Below are 21271 nucleotides of genomic sequence, written 5' to 3' on the forward strand. Positions count from 1 at the left end.
CNCAAAGTTACACTTATACTATCTTCCTTTATGAGCATCAGCGAAGTTATACATTTTGATAGTATTAGAAAACTTGGCCTATCGCCAAGCTTTAATGGCGAAAGTCAAAGTTACACTTATACTATCTTCCTTTATGAGCGTCAGCGAAGTTGTACATTTTGATAGTATAAAAAGACACGAGATTTTTATCTGAAATCCCGTGTCTTCCTTTTGAATAAGTCTGGCAAACGCCTCATTAATGCCCTATTTATTTCAGTGACCTTTATAAAGAACTAGTGTTGATCCTTTGTCATTTCCTGATCTTCACTCTCATCCATGAGCTTAGATGTCGCCTGCTTAAATTCACGCAAGGTATGCCCCGCTGCTTTCCCTAGCTCTGGAAGCTTTTTAGGGCCAAAGATAATGAGTGCGACAACACCAATTAAAATGAGGCTCCCATAACCTAATCCCATGCTACTCACCTTCTACCTGAATTAAAATTAACTCTCAAATAATGCTTGAGCGATGTATTCACCTTTCTTCATCCCTCGAGGAATGGCGAACATTGCTGAACCAATATGTTGTGTATATTCATTCAGCGCGTCTAATTTGCCAAGTGCCTTAAGCTTCGGTAAAAATGAGTTTTCCGGATTCTTCTGGAAACAGATAAAAGCAAGGCCGGCATCAAGCTTTCCAAGCTTATTGATGCCACTGGCATAATTGTAGGAGCGGCGATAAATGGGCGCGCCATAAGTATGCGCTACCCGCACATGGGAATCGCTAGGCATTTTCTTCGGATCCACCGCATCCTGCTCATGAATCTTGCCATATGGCGCGCCTGATTCCTTCATCCTCCCAAATGTATCTTCTTGGTCCTTCAAGGAGTCCTGATCCCAATCTTCAAGGAACATTTGAATTTTGCGGTAGGCCATATAAGTCCCACCTCTCATCCAGCTCGGTTCATCAGCTCCAGCCCATACGGTATCGTCGAGCTTTTCCTTCACATTTGCCGTACCGTCCTTAAAACCAAATAAATTCCGTTTGGTTTCACCCTTCGCTCCACTAATAAAGCCTTCTTGTATCCATCTTACTGACACTGTACCAATTCCAGTATTGATTAAATTGCGGACGGCATGAAACGCCACTTGCTTAATCTCTGAGCACACTTGGATGCATAGATCACCGTTAGAAATCGATGTGTCTAAATTCTGATTCCCCACACGAGGGATCTCTTTAAGAAATTTTGGCATTTTATGAGCCAGGCCAAAGCGATCTCTCCCGTTCTTTTTAAAAAATGTTGGTCCTAACCCATACGTCATGGTTAGATAGCCAGGAGAGATGCCCAGTGCTTCTCCAGTATCAGCTGGCGGCAGCTGTTGATTTGCCGCATTAGGCTGCCAATTACCCACGGCAAACAATTCACTGAGCTTCGTCCATTGTTTAAATAATTGAATGATCTTATGCTTACTTTCTGTCTCTAGATCAAAGCTGATTAGGTACAGATAGGCTTGTTGCGGTGTAGCTATCCCCGCCTGATGCTTTCCATAAAAGGCCACAGTCTCATTGCGATTGGCTTTTGCCGTCTTAGGCTTGACCTTAGGGTCAATCAGATGGGAAACAAAGCCCAAGCCACTGGCACCGATCATCAGACCAGAACCCGTAGCCACTGTCATTTTTAGCATTTCACGGCGTGTGTAGTGGTTTTCCTTATCATGATCACCCATTGATTTTTCCCCCTCTAGAAGACTGGTTTAAAAGATGTCTGCAGACTGGGCCATTAATTTTGAAAGCTTTTCTAATTCATTACTCAACGCTTTAACTTGATCCTTATTTTTCTCAAACTCGGTATAGCTTTCAAACTGTCCTTGCTTTTGGTAGTTTAATAGTTCGTTGTCAACCACCTGAAATTGTTTATCGATTTGGTTACCAAGCGCTTTATGTGAGACGTTTAGCGCAGGGATTGCCGCTTGATATACCGCTTCAGACCCATCAACGTTCGCTTGAAGATCTAATAGATCGATATGAGAGTAGCGTTCTTCTTCACCTGTAATCTTCGACGTTGCAGCCTCATTCAATAAATCCATCGCTCCCGCAACCATGGCTTTTGGTTTCAATTTTACCGTCTTGACCTTAGCCTGTAATTCCTTGACGTCCTTCACTAATTGATCAGCGTATTGCTTCTGTCCATCTAATGTATTCTTTTGATACAACGCTCTTTCAATTTCATGGAATCCTGTCCAGTTTTTCACATTATCCACATCATTGATTCGGGCATCAATACGCGGATCAAGGTCGCCAAAGCTTTCTGCGATCGGTTCGACGCGTTCATAATAGGGGCGCGTAGCAACATAGCGCTTTTTCGCCTCAGTAATATTCCCTTGGTCTACAGCCTGAGCAAAGGCTTCTGTCGTGGTGACCAATTTATCCACCTGTGCTGTGACATACTTTTTATAATTAGCAACCGCTTGGTTTAACACTTTAGATTCTTTTTCCTGGGTGGCTTTCGCCGTCATTAACTGCTTCAAAGTATTTTGGAGATGTCCGGCATCTTCCTTCATCGCCTCAACGTCAGGTTGGTTCATATTGGATTGCGCATAGATTGGCTGTTCATATTTTTCAACTTGTGCATACAATAATGGGAATTTATCACGAACACCATTTTCATAGGCTAACCACTGATCATTGACGGATTTTCCTAGCTTCTTGACCTTATCTGTATCTTGCTTTTTAAGTGCTGCTTGTAGATCAGTCACAATATTTTCTAGCTTTTGTGTTCCTTTTTGTACTGCTGTCTGTTTTGTCGTAGCCTTTGCTGTGGATTGACTTGAGTCACTATTGTTCCCGCATGCTGCCAGCATCGGAACAAAGAGTAATGTGGAAACCACTCCGACTAACATTTTTTTAGTGTTAACCATGTTTACATTGCCTCCTGATTATGTTGATGTGAGCCTTTGTATTTTTTTAATTGATTGACAAGCACAATGACGATCGCAATGATGAGGAAGACAAGCTGCGGCAATGTGCTATACCATGATGGGAAAATGCTCAAGGCGTTGACCGAGGGCAAATACCCTGGAACAGTCGACGGCAATACCCCTGCCATTTGCAGGCTGTGAATGCCTGATCCCATAAATTTAAAGCATAAATAAAAGACTATGAAACTAGAAATAAGGAAAAATGGTTTTAATGGTAACTTAATACCAATCTTCAGCATGAGCACACCGATGATGACGAGAACACCGAAACCAACAACGATACCAAGGACTAATTGACTGACTGGCATGCGATTGGCCATCCCAATTAAAAAAATGACCGTTTCCATGCCTTCGCGTAATATGGCCAGAAAAGCGATGATAGCAAAGGACAGCATACGTCCACTCGTCATAGCCTTCTCTGTATGCGAGCGAATAAATTGATTCCAGCGCTTGATATCTGCATTTCTGTGTAACCAATAGCTGACATAAAGCAGCATGACGCTAGCAATAACCCCCGAATAACCATTAATTAAAGAGTTATTATTACCGAATGCTTGCGAGGATAATAGGAATGTGACAATCCCACCGACAACCATACAAACAAGAATACCGCTAATCGAGCCCCCCCATACCCATCTTGTTGCTTCCTTCGATTCAGCCTTTTTGCTAAAGGTTAAGAGGGCGCCCACAACGAGCAAGGCTTCAAGCCCTTCGCGTATTGGAATTAAAGCCGCAACCCACATATTGTAGTCAGAGTCCGCAAGGGGCTGCAGCGAAAAAATCATTTCATTGATGAGATCTAATGTTTTGTGACGTTCACTTGGACTAGCAACGTAAGCATCTAAAAGTACCAAATCCTCCTCAGATTTGGTATAAACGGTTTGTGATTGACTCACAACATCCCCTTCTACAGTTAACCAATTGGACTGAAGGGTCTTAATTTTTGCTTGTGCTTGCGTCCACTCTTTATTCTGAAGTAACGTCTTCGTTTGCTTGAGTTCCTCGATATATGTAGATAAGGATTCTTTCTTCTTACTGTTAGGATTCGGGTTATCTTTAAAATCCTGTATATCCTTTTTCAATCCCTGTGAGTCAGAAAGTGCCTGATCTCCTTCATCATTTAATAGATCAAGTGAAAGTGTCCCAACATCTTGATCGATAGCCATATAGGCATCTAATGACATCTTCCTGACCGTATTTTTATTTTGTAACCACCAGGCTTTAAATTGATCAAAATCCTGTTTGGCTTGCACTGTCTGCTTGGCTTTCAAATCGTCTGTAACATGATTGACAAGCGTGAGGGCATTTGCCAGTTTAACCTTATCGGCTTTGGCTTGAACGATAGGATTGCTAAAGCCAAAAAACACTAGGCTTATAAAAATAAGCAAACCGAAACTGCGCCTCATCCAACTCTCCCTTCCTTCCAAAGAAAATGATAATCATTATCACTGATAATGATTATCATTATAGATTATAACTTCTAGAGCGTCAATGGACCTTTTTATTTATTTTTGAAACAATTTATCATGTAACAAGCTGCTCATAGTTATAAGACAATCCACACTAGCACATATAACGGGGATGAAATTACACAAAAAAAGAGACGAGGATAGAAGCCCCGTCCTTTCTCCTTATCTCGCAGATATTCGCTATTATCTGAACACTATATACCCTATAATAAAATGATTATTCTATTAGTTCTAAATGTCCAGAGCAACATGCAATCATCCTCTCTAAAACCCATACCCTGTTTCAATTTTGTCCACGTATTATAAATGATTGATCATTTATTAAAAAACAAAATTATTTTGCCAACCACGCCGATCATAATTGTCATTTACCTTCCGAATAAAAGAAATAAAAGATCATCAAGTCCTTCTTCTGAATTTTATCCACCAAAAGACTCCCCCACCTAAAGCTAATACAAATACGACACTAATTGAAATGAGCCATGGATGGTGATTGGAGACGTGTTTCGATGGATTGCTTATAGTACTATCAGCAACCTTGCTTGTCTCCTTATCTGTACCGTAATCAGATAATGTTGAATCCTTTTCTGCATCCTTATTTGAATCATTTGCTTTTGTCTGTTTATTATCAGCCGATACTTTATGATTTGATTTTTTTCCAGCAGCCTCACTTTTTGAATCTGATTTAGAGGAAGGAGTCTTTTGACCCTTACTTGCTTTATGATTTGAACTTGATTGACCTGAACCAGCCCCACGATCACCTGTGCTGGATTTGCTTACACTTGAAGAGGAATGGCTCGTACTACCGCTAGAACTTGTACTAGCCTTACTGGTACTTGTATGATTGCTTGTCCCAGAAGCTGATTTGCTCGTGCTAGTATGATTGCTAGTGCCCGAGTTTGTTTTACTGGTACTCGTATGGTTACTTGTGCCAGTGCTTGGCTTATTGGTTGTATCGCCACCAGTTGACCCTGTATTGGGCTTACTCGGTTTGGTACCTCCGGTTGATCCCCCTCCATCTTTTGAACCTCCACTATCATTTGAACTGCCACCACTATTGTCATTATCTCCTGTACCAGTTGTAGGTTTCGTTGGTTTTGTTGGTTCCGCCTTTTTCACCGTATAAACTGTCATCGTTGCATCGATATATTCACTTGATTTTGGTATATATATTACGAAAGTCTGGCCATTCTTGGAAACTGGATGTGTAGAAAGTCCCATAATATAAAAACTATCTTGGTCCTTTTGATAATAACCAGTTTCAAGACCCTTACATATCCCAGTAGCATCTGCTTGATGACTGAAAGTATTAACACTAGAATCAATAGTCATTGAACACTTTCCATGCTTTAATTCAGCTGCATTTGCACTATTTCCCTTTATTCCCCACAAACTTAAACCAATCATCACCGCGACAATTAATGACTTAAACATCCAATTTTTCTTCATTTGTACTTCCTCTCAAAATAATTTTTTTACAATCAGTTGAGATTAATCGTTTTATTAATATTTCCATTTATTATCTAATTCCCTTATCTCTATTTTTCGACCTCTGTTCCAAAAAGTTTAGACAGTCTCCGCCTTCTCAGAAGTATTTGCTCTGGATTTTCTTAAGGCTGCGTTAATAAATAATGGAATATGACCAAGCGACAAACGATATATTTAAGAATGAGTACTAACGGATGCTTTATATAAAGCATGAATGGGGGAAATCTCATGTTTCATGTTCATCCGAGCTATACAGCTATCGTTATAACGGACCCGCAAAATGACTTTCTCTCTCCTGAAGGTAAAGGCTATCGGCTCACTGAGGGGGTGATCAAGCGCTATAATACACTGGAAAATCTAGAATTACTTATGCGTACAGCTCTGTATAAAGGCTACCAGCTTTTTATCTCTCCCCATTATATATATCCACATGATTATCAGTGGCAAATGACGGGGACCGAACAAAATATGTTACTAAAGCTTGGTGTTTATCAAAAAAAGGACGCGTATACCCCTCCTACACCAGGAGGCGATTGGGTACCCTCTCTAGCACCTTATATTCTTCATAACCGCACCATTATTGCAACAGACCATAAAGTCGCTAGTCCCCAGACGAATGACCTCGTCTATCAATTGCGCCAGCAAAAGAAAGAAAATGTGATTTTAGCAGGTGTTCTCTCCAATGTCTGCGTGGAATCCCACATGAGAGATTTGATCGAAAATGGTTTTCAAACTGCTGTCGTGTACGACGCGACAGCCACTATAAGCGAACGCGACTTTCAGGCTGCTGTCACGAATTATCAGGCCTTTAGCAGTGCAACATGGTCAACACAAGAGGCACTTTCCCAGTTATAACCCTTATCGAAGAGATTTACAGCCTCGCTTTAAGCCTGCGAAGGGAAAGAACCTCTAGCGCTAATCCCCGTGTCATATAATGCCTTTTAAAAATGTGGATAAATCGAGAATTTATGGCGCTATGCAATGAGGGGCTTTTACAAAGCTTTCTTCCAACCAACCGCGGTATCTTTTTACAATGTCCATAAGATACATATCATGAGTGATCCCTCGGAAATCGGCATGACGAGGCCTATGGACATTGATCAAGCCGCTTCGCTATTTGTCCGAGGGCTCAATGTCTGCGACAACCTCAGAATCATCTTAAGGTAACTATTTGAGCGATAAAAAAGGACAGCTCTTTCGACTCATATCGCCTAAGCAATATGTTCAGAAGAACCGTCCCAGATAATTAAGCGCCCATTTTTCCTTGAACCGTCACTTGCTCCTTCAAGCGTTTCGGCTTTCTATTCACAAGATAGATGCTGGCCACAATGAGGAGAATACCTAAGAACAATAATACTGTGAAAGGTTCATGCATAAATACCGTACCGATGACCACAGCAAGCATGGGAACTAAAAATGTAGAGGTAGCCACCACACTCGCATCCCCCGTTTTAACAAGAACCACATAGAGAATCCATGAAACAGCAATGCCAAGTATCGTCCCAAAGGCGAGGCCAAGGAAATAAGTGCCATTCCAGACGATGCTTGTCCACTTTTCGGTTGAAAAGCCGGCAATCATTAGGATAACGCCTCCGATTAAACATTGAAAGGCCACCAACCAAAGCGAGTCCACTGAATGACCCTTTCTTTTCGTATAAACCGTCCCGAGTGCCCATGAAATCGCTGTAAGCAAGCCCAGGATAACGCCTGCCACGGAAACATGTCCTGTAAATCCTTCAGCACTGACTGAAATAACGCCAAGAAAACCTAATATAAGTCCAATCACTTTTGTTACTGTCATCGATTCACCCAACCATAACCAAGCGAATAGTCCAACTAATATCGGTTGAAAGTAGACAATGACTGAGAATAATCCTGAAGGCACCAATCTAAGACCTTCCGTTTGCAGTCCATAGAACAGCGTAATATTTAAAATAGCGGTCACCACATAAATCTGCCAATTCTTGCGCCACTGGATACGGGCCCTTGTTTTCCAAATGACTAATGCTAAAAGGATACCTCCAAATAAACATCTCATCCCTGAAAAAAGCAAAGGAGGTGTATAATCCAATGCCAGCTTATAAATCGGCCAGGATACGCCCCAAATAATAATCAATCCCGCCATCATTAAAAACCATTTAACTTTCATAATACCCTCTTCCTTAATCCAATCCGTTTGAGAATCAAACCGTTGGATATATCATGATGTCCTAAAAAAAATTAGTTAAAATTAGTACTTTAAAAGAATACGCCCGTTCCCTAAAATTTGCAAAGAATTAAACCTGTAGGAAAGTAAAGCTTAAGACAAAATGATGTCGGTAGAAGAAACTTCTATTCAACTCTCGTATCCTTTTAAAAGGCCTTAGTGATGGCAGGCTGACTCTCCTCTTTCTACGACATTAGGGCCCAAACGAGAAAATGATTCTCCTTTATCCTCTACACACGAAGGCCCTTATCGTCCTTCAAGACCTCTTTCATATCCAACCAATGGCTTCGTTTATACATCCTTAAAGTGTTGAAAAGGGAATTTCTCCATGAGGTATGTGAAGCATTGCCTCGCTAACTGTCCACAGCCTTTCCGCCGCTTCTTCATCGATTGCCCATTGCCGGCCCCTCTTTCCAGCGGACTATCTTCAGAAACAAGCTCTACAGGCATTTCACGCGCAGGTCTTTATTTATACTTTAAAAGTTTGGAACTCCTAAATGTCGCTTTCGACGATTGGCCTTAACAACATAAAAAAGCCGGATGCCTACTTGCAGAAAAGGACTATCCGACTTTCCTATATTAATAGTGATTTTTCCATCCGCTATATTACACCATTACATAATTTACCGATATTATCCACCTCTACAGTTACGACGTCGCCTGACTTCATCGGACAACTGCCAGAAGGGGACCCAGTAGCTAAAATATCCCCCGGTTCCAGTGTCATAACACGTGATATCCAACTGATCAGAAAAGGAATGGAAAGGGACATTTGATTGGTATTCCCCACCTGTACGACTTTGCCGTTTAAAGTGGTCTCTATTCGCAAATGGGTTGGATCTATCCCGGTGACAATCCACGGTCCTATTGGGCCAAAAGTGTCAAACCCTTTGCCCCGTGTAAACTGGGGATCCACTTTTGTCAGATCTCTTGCTGTTACATCATTAAAAATAGTACAGCCAAAAACATAATCCAAGGCCTCTTCTTCTTTTATATTTTTGCCACGTTTCCCAATGACAAGTGCTACTTCTCCCTCCATCTCTACCTGTTTCGTTAAATCACTTGGCGGAAGTATGATATTCGCTTCATTCGGAATCAAGGAAGAGGTTGGTTTTAAAAACAAAAAAGGCTCTTTAAGATCGGTCTTCCCACCTGTCTCTCTGGCATGCTCAGCATATGTCCAGCCAAAATTAATCACTTTTGAAGGGACTACAGGCTCCAAAATTTTCACATCACGAAATTTTACTTTCACATCCTCATATTTAAAATTCCCACTGGGAATTTCAGTAAAATTATTAGATAATTGTAGAATTTCATCATCTTCAACGATTCCATAGCTTATTTTACCGTTATGCTTCTGATAGCGAACGATCTTTTTTGTTTTTTGTAGTAGTTGTGTCCCCATGTCATCTATCAACTCCTTATCCCAATAGTTAAATAGTGACAACTCCTTCAAAAAAAATAAGATAGCATACAATTACTCCGATTCCTCACGTTCTACAAGCTGCAATAATTCCCGATTGGGACCATAAAAAAAGATTGTTTTTGTTCCATCATTAGCTGTGTCATATGTTTCTGAAAGAAAGTTTATCCCTTTCTCCTTATAAAACTGAATAGCCGCTTCTATTTTTTCAACAGTAAAAGCAAGATGATTAACAATCCCCTTATCAGAATAGCCACCTTGTGGGACAAGGTCTCGAATGAGTTCAATTTCAAATCCAGGTTGCTGATCATGCATTAAAAATGCCAAATCTCTCACTTTATTCTGCCTGCGTTTTCTAAGGGAAAAACCAAACATATTCGAATAATAAGAAATTGTCTTTTCCATATCTGTCACAATGAATGCTACGTGTTCTACTTTTTTGATCACAATACCCTCTCCATTATATCTGCTGTCATTTTTATTTCTACTTTTTATAGTGGCAGTGAAGGCTTAAATATGGGGACCGCAGCTGTGCCCCCCTTTTTTTAATCTGAAGCAGATAAAAACTAGAATATATTATTAATTTCTTCCTATCCCTTCCCAGCTTTATTCCAGCTCCCCTACTCGCCCTTGAAGCGACTATAACCTCTCCTCCAAATTCTCTTGATGACCACCATTCAATTTTGTGCCCTATATCCTCAAGCAATTGGGGAAAAAGCGTGTGTGTCGTCACCCCGCAATTTTTCCAAATGCTTTTTTAAACTCAGATTTCTGCATATCAGAATCAAACTCACCAGAAATTTTTGAGACGATCATTGTTGCTACAGAGTTACCTACTGCATTACAGATACATACAGCCTGAGATGTAAAACGATTAATACCAAACAACAATGGCAACCCTTCAAGTGGAAGGATTCCAGATGCCGTGACAGTCGCAGCAAACACTATAAATGTTCCACCGGAGACAGTTGCTGCCCCCTTTGAAGTTAGCATCATAATCAAAACAAGCATGATTTGTTGTTTAATATCAAGATGAATGCCATAGGCATTTGCAAGGAACAGCATACACAGCGGCATGTATACAGAGGTGCCATCCAGGTTAAAGGCATAGCCAGCTGGAACTACCAAGCTAACCGCTTGCTGTGAACAGCCTATTTTTTTCAATTTTTGCATAAGCCTAGGTAAAACGCTTTCAGATGAGGCCGTAGCAAACAGGATTGCGATTTCTTCCTTAAGATAACGCAAAAGTTGAAAATGATTTAAGCCAAAGATACGCATGATGGTTCCAAAAATAGCGATGATGACGAATGCGAGCAAAACATACATCACAATTAATAAGTAGCTTAATGAGATTACTGCTGTCATACCGTTGCTTCCAATGGCATAGGCAATGGCACCAAAAGCGCCAAATGGTGAAAACTTCATAATAACATCAACAAATTTGAAAAAAGTATCCGATAATTGGGATAGCCCTTTTTCAACTTGACTTCGTTGCTCTGGTTTCAGCATCAAAACTGCGGCCCCAAAACAGATTGAAAGAGTTAAAACCTGAAGTAATCCACCTGTAGTAAATGCACCTATGAAATTATCTGGAACAATAGTTTGAACAAAATGGTTAAGCGTCATTTCACCACCGCTTTGGCCGTATTGAGCTTTAGCAGCCGCCCTTTCTGCAGCTGATTGGGTTAAATGCATTGACGTTCCAAGGCCAGCAAAGTTAGCAATGACCATACTAATAATCAGGACGATCGTTGATACAATTTCGAAATAAATAATAGCCCGTAAACCGATTCGCCCAACACTTTTCATGTCTCCTGCTGAAGTGATACCGTGTACAACACTTAAAAACACCAAAGGAGCAACTACAACCTTAATAAGACGCAAGAAAATATCACCAAGCACCTTCATATCAACAGCCAATTTTGGTACTATAAACCCTAATGCCAGCCCCAATATTATTCCTGCTAAAACCTGAAAGCCCAATCCCGTATAGAATGGTTTTTTTGAAGACTTTTGCTCCTGTCCAGTGTTAGTTTCTTCCGACTTTTTTGACATGTTTTTCCCTCCTTAATTATGAAAATTGTCCTGTATAGTGTTGACATAACAAACCTTCACAGAGGAACGTTAACTAATATTTTGTTTTATTTTTTTAAAATCCCCCAACTGACTTCTTTTGAACGGAGCACGCAAACACTCCGGTTTAAAAAATCTAAACATTAAATTTTACTGACTTATTGGCCAGCCACTTGTTTTAATACGGCATAAACATCATTTTTAGCTTCAAAACCAATTCCCGGAATATCTGGGAGGCGAATATAGCCATTATCAACAGGAATATGGTCTGCAAAGCCACCAAAAGGCTTCAATACATCAGGATAACACTCATTCCCCCCTATTTGGAGTCCCGCTGCAATATTTAAACACATTTGGTGACCTCCATGAGGAATGCATCTTCTTCGACTCCAGCCGTGCCTTTCCAGCATATCAAGAATGCGGAGATATTCGACCAAACCATAGCTTAGTCCACAATCGAACTGAAGAAAATCTCTATCTGGCCTCATTCCTCCATAACGAATGAGGTTTCTAGCCTCTTGTAAAGAGAAGAGGTTTTCTCCTGTTGCCATTGGACCCGTGTAATGTTCGGATAACGTTGCATACAGTTGATAGTCGAGTGGATCCCCGGCTTCTTCGTACCACATCAAATGATAAGGGGAGAGTGCTTTTCCGTAAGCTAACGCTTTCTCTAGGTCAAAACGACCATTTGCATCAACCGCTAAAGTGTTTCCGGACCCTACAACCTCCATTACAGCTTCGATTCGTTTAAGGTCCTCATCCAACGTTGCTCCACCTATTTTTATTTTTACAGCCGTATACCCTCGATCTAGGTAGGACTTCATTTCATTTTTTAAAGCCTCCAAACCTTTACCCGGATAATAATATCCTCCCGCAGCATAGGTAAATACCTGCTCATCATATTGACCATTGTTGAAACGATCTGAGAGCAATTTCCACAGAGGCACTCCCTCAACTTTGGCAACGGTATCCCACACAGCCATATCGACGGCACCTACAGCGTGCGCTCTATCTCCATTCCCACCTTGCTTTTCATTTTTCATCGTGATGTCCCAAATTTTAAATGGATCTAAGTTTTTCCCACCGCTGTCGAGTAGACTTTCTGGATCTGCTTGCATAATACGTGGTATCAAGCGGTCTCTTAAAGTACTGCTTACCGCATAACGGCCAATAGAATTAAAACCATACCCTATTACTGGCTTACCCTCTCGAATGACATCGGTAATAATCGCAATGACACTACACGTCATTTGGCTAAAATCAACCACTGAATTACGAATATTTGATTGCAAAGGAACATTTTGTTCACGAATTTCTAATATTCTCATACCATAATTTCCTTTCAGATTTTCTACGTATTTGTTTTTCCTAATGAGAGTTAAGTTCTACAAAACGATCGCCACTTTTTATCTACACGATCAATGAGCTCCGTGCACAAACCAATATAATTTTTAGGACGCAGATGCTCTTTCACCTCTTGTTCGCTCATATGAGACATAATATCTTTATCCTCAAGTGTCACTTCAAGCAGTGATCTATTTTCTTCAAATGCCTGCATGGAAACCTTGTAAATCATATCGTGAGCGTTTTGTCGACCTACATACTTTCCTAGAGTCAGCATGAGGTTTTCAGACACAATCAAGCCTTTGAGTAGATTTAGATTTCTTTCCATATGTTCTTTATGTACAATAAATCTCTCTAAAACACCCTGCATTTGTTCTATACCACCACTCGTTAACATACAAATTTGTGGAATATATGACCATTCAGTTGTCCAAAACGTCATGTCTCTCTCATGCTCTTGTATCATTGCGTCAAATCCTAATGAAGCATTCCTCTGAACAATTCGAGTAAGCCCCACCACATATTCACATAGCATTGGGTTTCGTTTATGAGGCATTGTACTGCTACCCACTTGACCCATTTTAAATCCTTCTTCTATTTCACCTATTTCAGATTTCTGAAGGTTAATGATTTCATTTGCAATTTTCCCTATTGTTCCAGAAATCATGGCTATAATACTAGCAAACTCTGCAAATCCATCTCTTTGTGTATGCCAAGTAATAGTCGGTTGTCCAAGTCCTAAATTCTTGCAATAAAGCTCCTGTACAGCTAATCCATTTTCACTTATTGAAGCAAGTGTACCCGCAGCTCCACTAAAGGAACCCAATAAGTACCGCTTCTTTCCTTCTTCTAATCTTTCAATGTGTTTACCAATTTCATCCACCCAAATTGCCATTTTATAGCCCAATGTTACTGGTAAAGCATGTTGTCCATGTGTTCTACCTGGCATAACAGTATTCTTGTGCTCCTGAGCGAGATTAAGCAAGGTATCCAGAAATTTACGTAATTGAGATAAGAGAACATCTTGCGCCTCTTTGATTTGCAAGACAACTGTGGTATCCATAATATCCTGAGTCGTTGCACCCCAGTGAATAAATTGGCCTGCCTTGCCCCCAACCACCTTTGTGAATTCCCGAATTTGAACGATTAACGGGTGTGTTGTATCGACTATACCTTTGCGAATGACTTCCATATCAATGCTTCTATAATTTGCCTTATTGGCTATTTCTTGTGCGACCTCCTCCGGAATCAAACCCACTTCCGCCTCTGCTTCAGCTAAGGCGACCCAACAGTCAAGCCACTTTTGCAAAAGTGATTCATCTGAAAAGACCTTACGCATTTCTTCTGATACATAAATCCCTCTATACAATTCTGAATCGATTACGCTTGACGCCATTCTAACCCCCCTATTCATAAATTGTTATTCACTTTAAATAAAGTCTTTGGTTTTATAAATAATTAATTTTTCAATTTATTCCCTTTAGACAAACGTTTGTCTAAAGGAATCTATTGACCATCTCCTCACTAATAAATTTAAACATTACACTTCATAATATAAGTTCCATATATTATAAGCGTATTTTTTATACAGAAGGAGTCTTCTCTAATCCAAAAATAATACTTTTTAAGGGTATCCCCATTAAACAATCGTTTGTTTAATTAATAATATACTGTTAACGTTTTCATGTCAATCGTTCTTCGTTTGTCTAATCCCCCATTCATTAATAACAATTATAATACACATCATATACTATACCCTGATTTATTCATACTTCAAAAAAATAAGATTTCAGGTCAAGACCAAACTATATAAGGATCGCGAACTAAAAAGTTATCTGTTTTTGGGCATACTTCTCCCTTGGCGCGAAAATAAATGTTGAAATGTGTATGGCAAGGGGAAGTGATTTCCGCTCCAGGATGCTCGCTTTCCACGGGCACGGCCTCAGCTCACTTGGGAATGGACAATCTGTTTTCCCAAGTATTTGTAATTAAAAGTCCCCTGTTCCTGCGTCTACGCGTATGGCTTCGAAGTCAGCTTTCTCGGAACAACTCGAAGTGTATTCGTGACGTAACGCTGGCCCTGTTCCCGTTGGAGTCTCGCACCTTCCGCTCCAATCACTCGAGTTTTAGCCTTTGGATGCGCTGTAGTATTTCCCAAAAAAAATGCTTGATTCACGAAGCTGGAAGATCATTTGAAGGACAAAGATCGCCCGGATCTCACTAATTTACTGGCGACTTTAATCATCTTCGTCCGTATGGTTTGGATTGGCATCGTCTTTTGTCCCTCTGGATTGATCAGCCGCGTCATCTTCGGAATATCCGGCGATCATTTGATAGAGCTTTTGGCGAATGAACAAAGTAACGCCTTTCATCCTTTAGTTTTAGGTGTTGATGAATCAAAGTTTGGGAGAAACCCACTTTTCCGTCGAATTCTCGAAATATGAATTCACCTGTATCGGAGGAAAGAGATTCTCCATCATTTGACGAGTGAAATCAAGCGTTATTTGCGGTAAAGGAGCCATTATAAGAAGCCTTTCTGATGGTTATTTCTTCGTCGTTTTAACCTTATCAGAAACGGATTCTTTTTTCATTTAGTTGATACGTTGAAATTCAGAATAAATCACTTGATAGATAAGCCTTTTTACTGTGTTTTAGGAACTTCTATGACTAATCTAGGTATACATTTAAAAACACCTATTTAAAACCTTAAAATTAAGATTTAATAGGTGCAAATGGATAAATTTATATTAACAAACGTTTTACTTATTTGTTCTATACCAACCTTTTTACACTATCTCTGCTTATAATTCTTTCACCCGGAATTATAATTCCTTCGCCGTTATCCTTTTTATTTATAATATCGATTAATTTTCCAATGGCTTTATCCCCCATTTCCTCAAGTGGCATCTTAACTGTGGTTAGCCTAGGAAAAATCGCCTCTGCAAAATAAACATCATGAAAGCCAACAAGGGATATATCATTTGGAATCGTTAATCCTTCTTCCTGAATCGCCTTCATTGCTCCCAATGCAATTAAAATACTTGAAGCAAAAACAGCTGTCGGGCGATTGGATAGTGATAATAGATGCTCCATTGCAATATATCCATCATCAATGGAATTCTCACTTTCTTGCACATACTCTGATATAAATTTTATGTCCCCTTCATTTAATGCCGTTCTGTATCCCATTAATCGTTCTACAGCCGTTGAAGTATATAACGGTCCGGATATATGTGCTATTTTTTTATGACCAAACTCAATTAAATGTTTTACCCCTAATTTTGCTCCTTGCATATCATTGACTACGACATAATTTTTCATTCCCAATACTTTACGGTTAACAGATACTATAGGTAAATTTTTATCATTTAATTTTAGAATATCTTCTTCTTCAAATGTAAGGCTGGATATCAATAGTCCATCGATATGCCTATCAACAAGAGAATTAATTATCTTTGACTGACTGTGTTCTGAACTATAGACAAGAAGGTTATACCCTTCTTTATTTGCACGCAGCTCCGCTCCATGGATAATGCTAGCCATTACGGGATTAAAAAAATTATTAATGGCTAATCCCAATATTTTCGTTTCCTTTTTTTTTAAATTTCGTGCCGCCAAATTAGGACTATAGTTCAATTCCTCAATAGCTTTTAGTATACGCTCCCTCGTCTCTAACTTAATGCTTAAGGAAGGATCATTATTTACTACCCTTGAAACTGTAGAAGAATCAACGCCTGCTAATTTTGCTACTTGTTTTAATGTTGCCACCTAACATTCCCCTATCCCTTAAGTCCCTTTTTATCTAATCAGACTCCTACACCCTCATATCAAATGACTCCACAACTCAAACTCTGATTCCTCTTACAAAGGGAATTTCCTTTATTGTTTATTTAAAGCATCCTTTACCACTAATTGCAATCCGTTCACCTTTATATTAAGAAAAGGATGAATAATTGGCAAGAGGCGTACTATACTATCCCAAATGTGTTTCATTGCGTTTATTCGCCGTGCTTCTCCGCTCTTCCTTTAAATATCGCGCTCATAAACTTTCATAAAACTTCATGGATTTTGTCATACTAATAAAAATGTTTTTTGATAACTGGAGGTATTCTTTTGGGAATCTTAAAAAAAGCAAAGAAAAATACCTTAACGGCAGCGGAAGTGTCCGCTCTTTGGCTGCAATATATGGGTGATAGTATGGCAATATGTGTTTACGCATATTTTCTTAAAATAGTGGAAAATAATGACATAAGATCCACTTTAAAATTCGCGCTCCAATCCTCTAAAGAGCATATTAACAAGATTACCCAATTTCTTAAAAAGGCAAATTTCCAAGTGCCTATGGGCTTTACAAAAGGCGACGTGAATCTTAATGCCCCGCGTCTATTTTCCGATGAGTTCCTATTATTCTACACAAATATGATGACAATGCACGGCTTAACAGCCTATAGCCTAGCGCTCACAAATTCTGAGCGTCGGGATCTACAAGACTATTTTTTTGAATGTATGGAAACATCAAAGGAATTATTTCAAGGCACAATACGTTTAGCAAAATCTCAGCCAAAATTCTCAAGCGTTCCCACAATTCCTTCCCCACATGAAGTAAATTTTATGACGTCCACTGGCGTGCTTGAAAATTTAATTGGAGACAAAAGACCACTCAATAGTTCAGAAGTCAGTAATCTGTTTTTCAATTCCAAGAAAACTGGATTTATTCGGTCATTAAGTTTAGCCTTCAGTCAAGTAGCAGAGCATGAAGACGTTCGAAAATTCATGTCAAAAAATGTTAAGCTAGCCGGAAAAGACGCTGATAGCTTTGACAGCTTATTAAAACAAGATCACTTACCTATACCCGAACGATGGGATAACGAGATCACTGATTCAACTGTAAGCCCGTTCTCCGACAAACTCATGATGTTTCACGCTGCGTTTTTAGTTAATGCCGCCATTTCCTATTATGGCGCGGCTATAGGGTCCAGCTTAAGATCAGATATGGTCCTGAACTATAAGAAAGTATCTAATCATGCCATGGAGGCTGGCGCACTTTGTTTTGAAATTATGGTAAAGCATGGCTGGCTAGAAAACCAACCCGAAGTCATTGACAGGGATGCCCTCGCAAAGGATTCGAAAAGCTGAGAAGCTATAGGCAGCACTTAGTCACAAAAATGACAACTCATTTTATATACATACAGTGAGAAACACCTACAAATTTGCATAAAGGTTTAACAAAAACAGGACACGATAAGAGTACACAATACTAGAATGCTCTCCATAAAAAGTAAGGAGAAAAGACTCGGTATCACCATGAGCTTTTCTCCTTTTTTCATTATTTAAAGCTATTGTCAGCACAGCAACTCATTTTCTCATTTTCTTAAATCATTTTTATATTTTGAGAAGGGATTAATCAGCTTCACAATAGAATTGTTATGCTAAAATTCGAATAATATTGTGTTGACTTTTGCTACAGGTGAACACTTTACGGGGAAGCATACTATGAACCTTTTTAATATCCTTCCTTAAATAAGTGATGTAACTAGACGTTTATCCATAACAAAAAAGCATTCTTTCTTAATGTTTCGCCTTATTTTTCAGTAAAAAAGAGATTCAATTTCAATTATCTATTATCCAGCTTTCGGAGAGCTGAAACAAGATCTGGTCTTAATCTCCAAATAAAGAAGCCAGACTCATCTGTTTCCTGTTGATCATCTCCATCAAATAATACATTCCAGTAACGCTGTCCACCCCTACTGTTATTGGGCGGCTCCTTATTAAGCTTAGTATATATTTTTTTAGAAATTTTCCGATTCCAAGCAGTAACTTGCTGTTGTGATACACCCCCCAACGCCTCACCTATCTCAGTAGCACTCGACTGACAATTCAGTTGGTCATATACAAAGTTAATCATTCGCCAAGCTGTCTTATCAAAAATGTTTTGATCATTTAGCAACATTAACCAATCCCTTTCATTAAGCTCTAAGGGATCTTGATTGCGCCAAGACGACGTAGAATCACTCATTGTTTTCTCAATCCTCCTTATCATCAAACTCCTTTTATTCTAAAGCAAATTTAAAATAAGATAAACAAGACGATCATTATACGAGTGGTAAAAAAACTTTATTTGGAGATGCTAGATTAAAAGTAGGGTTAGCTGCAGTCGCACGCAGACTAGAGAAAGATATCACGAAACAGCACCGCCAAAGAAGATGAGAGGGGTACAACAACTCATAGGACTGAGCACATAACCCTCTACCTATGTTCTAACTTTCCTACTCTAAAAATGTTGGAAGCTCCCGAAAAGGGAAAGATCACTCCACTGTTACCCCTTGATTCCCGGATTCAATCCTAATCGTGTATATTGTTTTGATAGTGCATGCTCCTTCCGCATGGTGTCTACTAATTTATTGACATATATGGATTCGAGTTCAGGATCAACAATCGAATGCAGTTGATCATAATCCTCTTGAATTTAAAGAGGAAAGAAGCTTTAATATTTTTATAAAAAATCACTAGCGTTGCATAAATAATATAGTAATAACACCAAGCCTCATGTGTCGAAAATCAAAGCCTGACTTATACTATCATCCTTTGAAAACGTCAGCGAAGTGATAATTTCTAATGGTATGAGAAAGGCTGAGTAAAGTCCGCTCGGTCCTTGTGGATTAGAGGATTTATAAAAGGGGCGAAGCAACTTGTATTGTATTTTGTGGTGTCCTTTTGTATTTTATAAAATATTTTGTAAAAATAACTTTATCTTTTGTTTGAGAGAAGCTTTTGCTATATCCAATCCATAATTTAGAAAATTATATCCTGACTTGTTCACTTTTTGTTAAGTTGGATGGTTATTTATTAAAATAATCTTCTCTTTTGCTAGATTTGGGGGAGCTTTTATTCCCCCCCCTCTTTTAGCTGCGTTCAAGCTATGATTTGGAGACTTACCAGTATAACAGATATTAAGGGAATCACCATTTAATCATAGGGTTAAAGAATCTGACCGATCGAATGGCATCCTTAAATCGTAGGGGCTTTATCCCATACACTTTCAGCGATTTTGATGACATGCTCGAGCTTGTTCCATTGTTCCGCTTCCGTCAATAGATTGCCTTCCTCAGAGCTCGCAAAACCGCATTGTGGACTGATTGCTAGATTTTCTAAAGGGACATAGTGACTTGCCTCTTTAATTCTTTCTCGAATCACTTCAGGATCCTCTAAAGCAGGCAATTTAGACGTGACTAATCCGAGTACGATTTCTACATCACGGCGTTTGACTGCTTGTAATGGCTCGAAGCTGCCGCTGCGCTCATTATCATATTCTAAAAAGAAGGCATCATAATTTAACCTATCAAAGATAGGTGCAACATAATCATAACCCCCGTCTGAATGCAGATGCTTCGAACGGAAATTTCCACGACACATATGTACGGTCGTTATTAAATCTTCTGGTTTATCTTGTAAAGCATAGTTTGTCGTTTCAATAATACACTCTAAAATATCATCCCTACTCATTCCTGTAGCCTCTACCATCCGATTGGTAAACGTGGCATCATTAAAGCCGGTAAACGTTGTATCATCAAATTGGATATAGCGGCATCCTGCTTCATACAAGTCATTGACGACTTCTCGATAGGCCACACCTAAATCATGAAATAGATCAACTGCATTCGGATAAATCGCTTTTTCCTTTTCTTCAATCGAACGGTACATAATAACACTCGGCGCGGGTATAGCAAATTTCGCTACTTGTGTGCCATCCCCATACTTCTCTACAGCCTGTTTTAAAAACTCAAAGTGCTCCAGCATATAATGGTGATGATTTCTAATCTTACCTGTAATGATCGAGGTAATCGGTTTAGGTTTATTCCCACCACCAAATGTCGCCTTTCTTTCATTCTGAACTAATTCAATCCCTTCAAATCCAGAAAAGAAATCGTGATGCCAAACAATGCGCCGGAACTCACCATCAGTGATCGCCTTTAACCCAACCTCAATCTGCTTTTGCACAATCTTTTCAATTTCTCTATCTTCTATTTCTTTTAAAGCAGCTTTATCGATTGTCTGATTCGCATAAGCGGCTCTTGCCTCTTTAACAGGTGCTGTTCTAAGAAGACTCCCGACATGGTCCGCCTTCAAAGGTAACGTGCTTGCCATGTTTCTCCATTCTCCCTCCGTATTAAAAAATCACAAAAAGTGAATAACTCAAATAATTCTTTATATAAAGGTTAGTATACCACTGAAAAGTGATGAGGGTAATACTATAATGTTGATTGTTAGAAAACTTGGCTTGCATCACTTTGCTGGTACTCCTGATGTGATTTTT

The 21271-nt window shown here is 39.4% G+C and carries 16 protein-coding genes and 2 pseudogenes; 2 read left to right on the plus strand and 16 right to left on the minus strand.

The features are described from left to right. Positions 1–272: 272 nt before the first annotated feature. The 5 genes from IEW82_RS05910 to IEW82_RS05930 all read right to left on the minus strand — a co-directional run bounded on the left by IEW82_RS05910 (position 273) and on the right by IEW82_RS05930 (position 5872). Positions 273–452, minus strand: coding sequence for a twin-arginine translocase TatA/TatE family subunit (locus IEW82_RS05910; protein WP_188690695.1), 180 nt, complete (start codon positions 450–452; stop codon positions 273–275). 27 nt (positions 453–479) lie between these two features. Continuing rightward, the gene (gene efeB, locus IEW82_RS05915) at positions 480–1703 is read right to left on the minus strand and encodes an iron uptake transporter deferrochelatase/peroxidase subunit (protein WP_188690697.1); all 1224 of its coding nucleotides are present in this window, start codon (positions 1701–1703) and stop codon (positions 480–482) included. Between the two features lie 27 nt (positions 1704–1730). Beyond that, on the minus strand, positions 1731–2894 hold the full coding sequence (efeO, locus tag IEW82_RS05920) for an iron uptake system protein EfeO (RefSeq protein WP_229672380.1): 1164 nt from the start codon (positions 2892–2894) through the stop codon (positions 1731–1733). Between the two features lie 2 nt (positions 2895–2896). After that, entirely contained in the window at positions 2897–4360 is a 1464-nt protein-coding gene (locus tag IEW82_RS05925) for an FTR1 family iron permease (RefSeq protein ID WP_188690699.1), read from the minus strand. Between the two features lie 462 nt (positions 4361–4822). Then, a complete protein-coding gene (locus IEW82_RS05930) occupies positions 4823–5872 on the minus strand; it encodes a hypothetical protein (protein ID WP_188690701.1) in 1050 nt (349 codons plus the stop codon). 267 nt (positions 5873–6139) lie between these two features. On the opposite strand from IEW82_RS05930, the gene IEW82_RS05935 reads away from it, so the two are divergent. Further along, a complete protein-coding gene (locus IEW82_RS05935) occupies positions 6140–6766 on the plus strand; it encodes a cysteine hydrolase family protein (protein WP_188690703.1) in 627 nt (208 codons plus the stop codon). 391 nt (positions 6767–7157) lie between these two features. Here the strand turns inward: IEW82_RS05935 and IEW82_RS05940 are convergent, their stop codons facing one another. The 9 genes and pseudogenes from IEW82_RS05940 to IEW82_RS05975 form a co-directional block, all read right to left on the minus strand. After that, on the minus strand, positions 7158–8060 hold the full coding sequence (locus IEW82_RS05940) for a DMT family transporter (protein WP_188690705.1): 903 nt from the start codon (positions 8058–8060) through the stop codon (positions 7158–7160). 658 nt (positions 8061–8718) lie between these two features. Continuing rightward, positions 8719–9522 carry a fumarylacetoacetate hydrolase family protein gene (locus tag IEW82_RS05945; RefSeq protein WP_188690707.1) on the minus strand — a complete coding sequence of 268 codons (804 nt, stop codon included), beginning with the start codon at positions 9520–9522 and terminating at the stop codon, positions 8719–8721. 72 nt (positions 9523–9594) lie between these two features. Then, positions 9595–9987 carry a VOC family protein gene (locus IEW82_RS05950; protein WP_188690710.1) on the minus strand — a complete coding sequence of 131 codons (393 nt, stop codon included), beginning with the start codon at positions 9985–9987 and terminating at the stop codon, positions 9595–9597. Between the two features lie 282 nt (positions 9988–10269). Further along, positions 10270–11595, minus strand: a complete 1326-nt coding sequence (locus IEW82_RS05955) for a cation:dicarboxylate symporter family transporter (RefSeq protein ID WP_188690713.1) — start codon at positions 11593–11595, stop codon at positions 10270–10272. 176 nt (positions 11596–11771) lie between these two features. Then, the gene (locus IEW82_RS05960; protein ID WP_188690716.1) at positions 11772–12941 is read right to left on the minus strand and encodes a mandelate racemase/muconate lactonizing enzyme family protein; all 1170 of its coding nucleotides are present in this window, start codon (positions 12939–12941) and stop codon (positions 11772–11774) included. Between the two features lie 50 nt (positions 12942–12991). Then, positions 12992–14353 carry an adenylosuccinate lyase gene (gene purB, locus IEW82_RS05965; RefSeq protein WP_188690719.1) on the minus strand — a complete coding sequence of 454 codons (1362 nt, stop codon included), beginning with the start codon at positions 14351–14353 and terminating at the stop codon, positions 12992–12994. A 719-nt stretch (positions 14354–15072) separates the two neighbouring features. After that, positions 15073–15256: pseudogene (locus IEW82_RS20395) on the minus strand (transposase); the annotation flags it as partial. Further along, positions 15249–15479: pseudogene (locus tag IEW82_RS05970) on the minus strand (transposase); the annotation flags it as partial. The pseudogenes IEW82_RS05970 and IEW82_RS20395, both read right to left, overlap by 8 nt. Positions 15480–15729: 250 nt before the next feature. Then, positions 15730–16725 (minus strand): LacI family DNA-binding transcriptional regulator, encoded by a 996-nt coding sequence (locus IEW82_RS05975; RefSeq protein ID WP_188690722.1) that lies wholly within the window; start codon positions 16723–16725, stop codon positions 15730–15732. Between the two features lie 345 nt (positions 16726–17070). Between IEW82_RS05975 and IEW82_RS05980 the strand changes: the two genes are divergently transcribed. Next, positions 17071–18093, plus strand: coding sequence for a DUF3231 family protein (locus IEW82_RS05980; RefSeq protein ID WP_188690725.1), 1023 nt, complete (start codon positions 17071–17073; stop codon positions 18091–18093). Positions 18094–18571: 478 nt separating this feature from the next. Here IEW82_RS05980 and IEW82_RS05985 read toward each other — a convergent pair whose 3' ends face one another. Continuing rightward, the gene (locus tag IEW82_RS05985; protein WP_188690728.1) at positions 18572–18973 is read right to left on the minus strand and encodes a hypothetical protein; all 402 of its coding nucleotides are present in this window, start codon (positions 18971–18973) and stop codon (positions 18572–18574) included. Between the two features lie 992 nt (positions 18974–19965). After that, positions 19966–21102: a 5-methyltetrahydropteroyltriglutamate--homocysteine S-methyltransferase gene (locus tag IEW82_RS05990; protein WP_188690731.1), complete on the minus strand. Its 1137-nt coding sequence runs from the start codon at positions 21100–21102 to the stop codon at positions 19966–19968. Positions 21103–21271 lie beyond the last annotated feature (169 nt).

The organism is Pullulanibacillus camelliae (assembly GCF_014642655.1).
GTDB lineage: Bacteria > Bacillota > Bacilli > Bacillales > Sporolactobacillaceae > Pullulanibacillus > Pullulanibacillus camelliae.

Bases quoted from the DNA above. Each gene is read 5' to 3' on its own strand.
- IEW82_RS05930 (WP_188690701.1), bottom strand. From the start codon at position 5,872: ATGAAGAAAAATTGGATGTTTAAGTCATTAATTGTCGCGGTGATGATT.
- IEW82_RS05990 (WP_188690731.1), bottom strand. From the start codon at position 21,102: ATGGCAAGCACGTTACCTTTGAAGGCGGACCATGTCGGGAGTCTTCTT.
- efeB (WP_188690697.1), bottom strand. From the start codon at position 1,703: ATGGGTGATCATGATAAGGAAAACCACTACACACGCCGTGAAATGCTA.
- purB (WP_188690719.1), bottom strand. From the start codon at position 14,353: ATGGCGTCAAGCGTAATCGATTCAGAATTGTATAGAGGGATTTATGTA.
- IEW82_RS05955 (WP_188690713.1), bottom strand. From the start codon at position 11,595: ATGTCAAAAAAGTCGGAAGAAACTAACACTGGACAGGAGCAAAAGTCT.
- IEW82_RS05960 (WP_188690716.1), bottom strand. From the start codon at position 12,941: ATGAGAATATTAGAAATTCGTGAACAAAATGTTCCTTTGCAATCAAAT.
- IEW82_RS05925 (WP_188690699.1), bottom strand. From the start codon at position 4,360: ATGAGGCGCAGTTTCGGTTTGCTTATTTTTATAAGCCTAGTGTTTTTT.
- IEW82_RS05945 (WP_188690707.1), bottom strand. From the start codon at position 9,522: ATGGGGACACAACTACTACAAAAAACAAAAAAGATCGTTCGCTATCAG.
- IEW82_RS05910 (WP_188690695.1), bottom strand. From the start codon at position 452: ATGGGATTAGGTTATGGGAGCCTCATTTTAATTGGTGTTGTCGCACTC.
- efeO (WP_229672380.1), bottom strand. From the start codon at position 2,894: ATGGTTAACACTAAAAAAATGTTAGTCGGAGTGGTTTCCACATTACTC.
- IEW82_RS05940 (WP_188690705.1), bottom strand. From the start codon at position 8,060: ATGAAAGTTAAATGGTTTTTAATGATGGCGGGATTGATTATTATTTGG.
- IEW82_RS05985 (WP_188690728.1), bottom strand. From the start codon at position 18,973: ATGAGTGATTCTACGTCGTCTTGGCGCAATCAAGATCCCTTAGAGCTT.
- IEW82_RS05935 (WP_188690703.1), top strand. From the start codon at position 6,140: ATGTTTCATGTTCATCCGAGCTATACAGCTATCGTTATAACGGACCCG.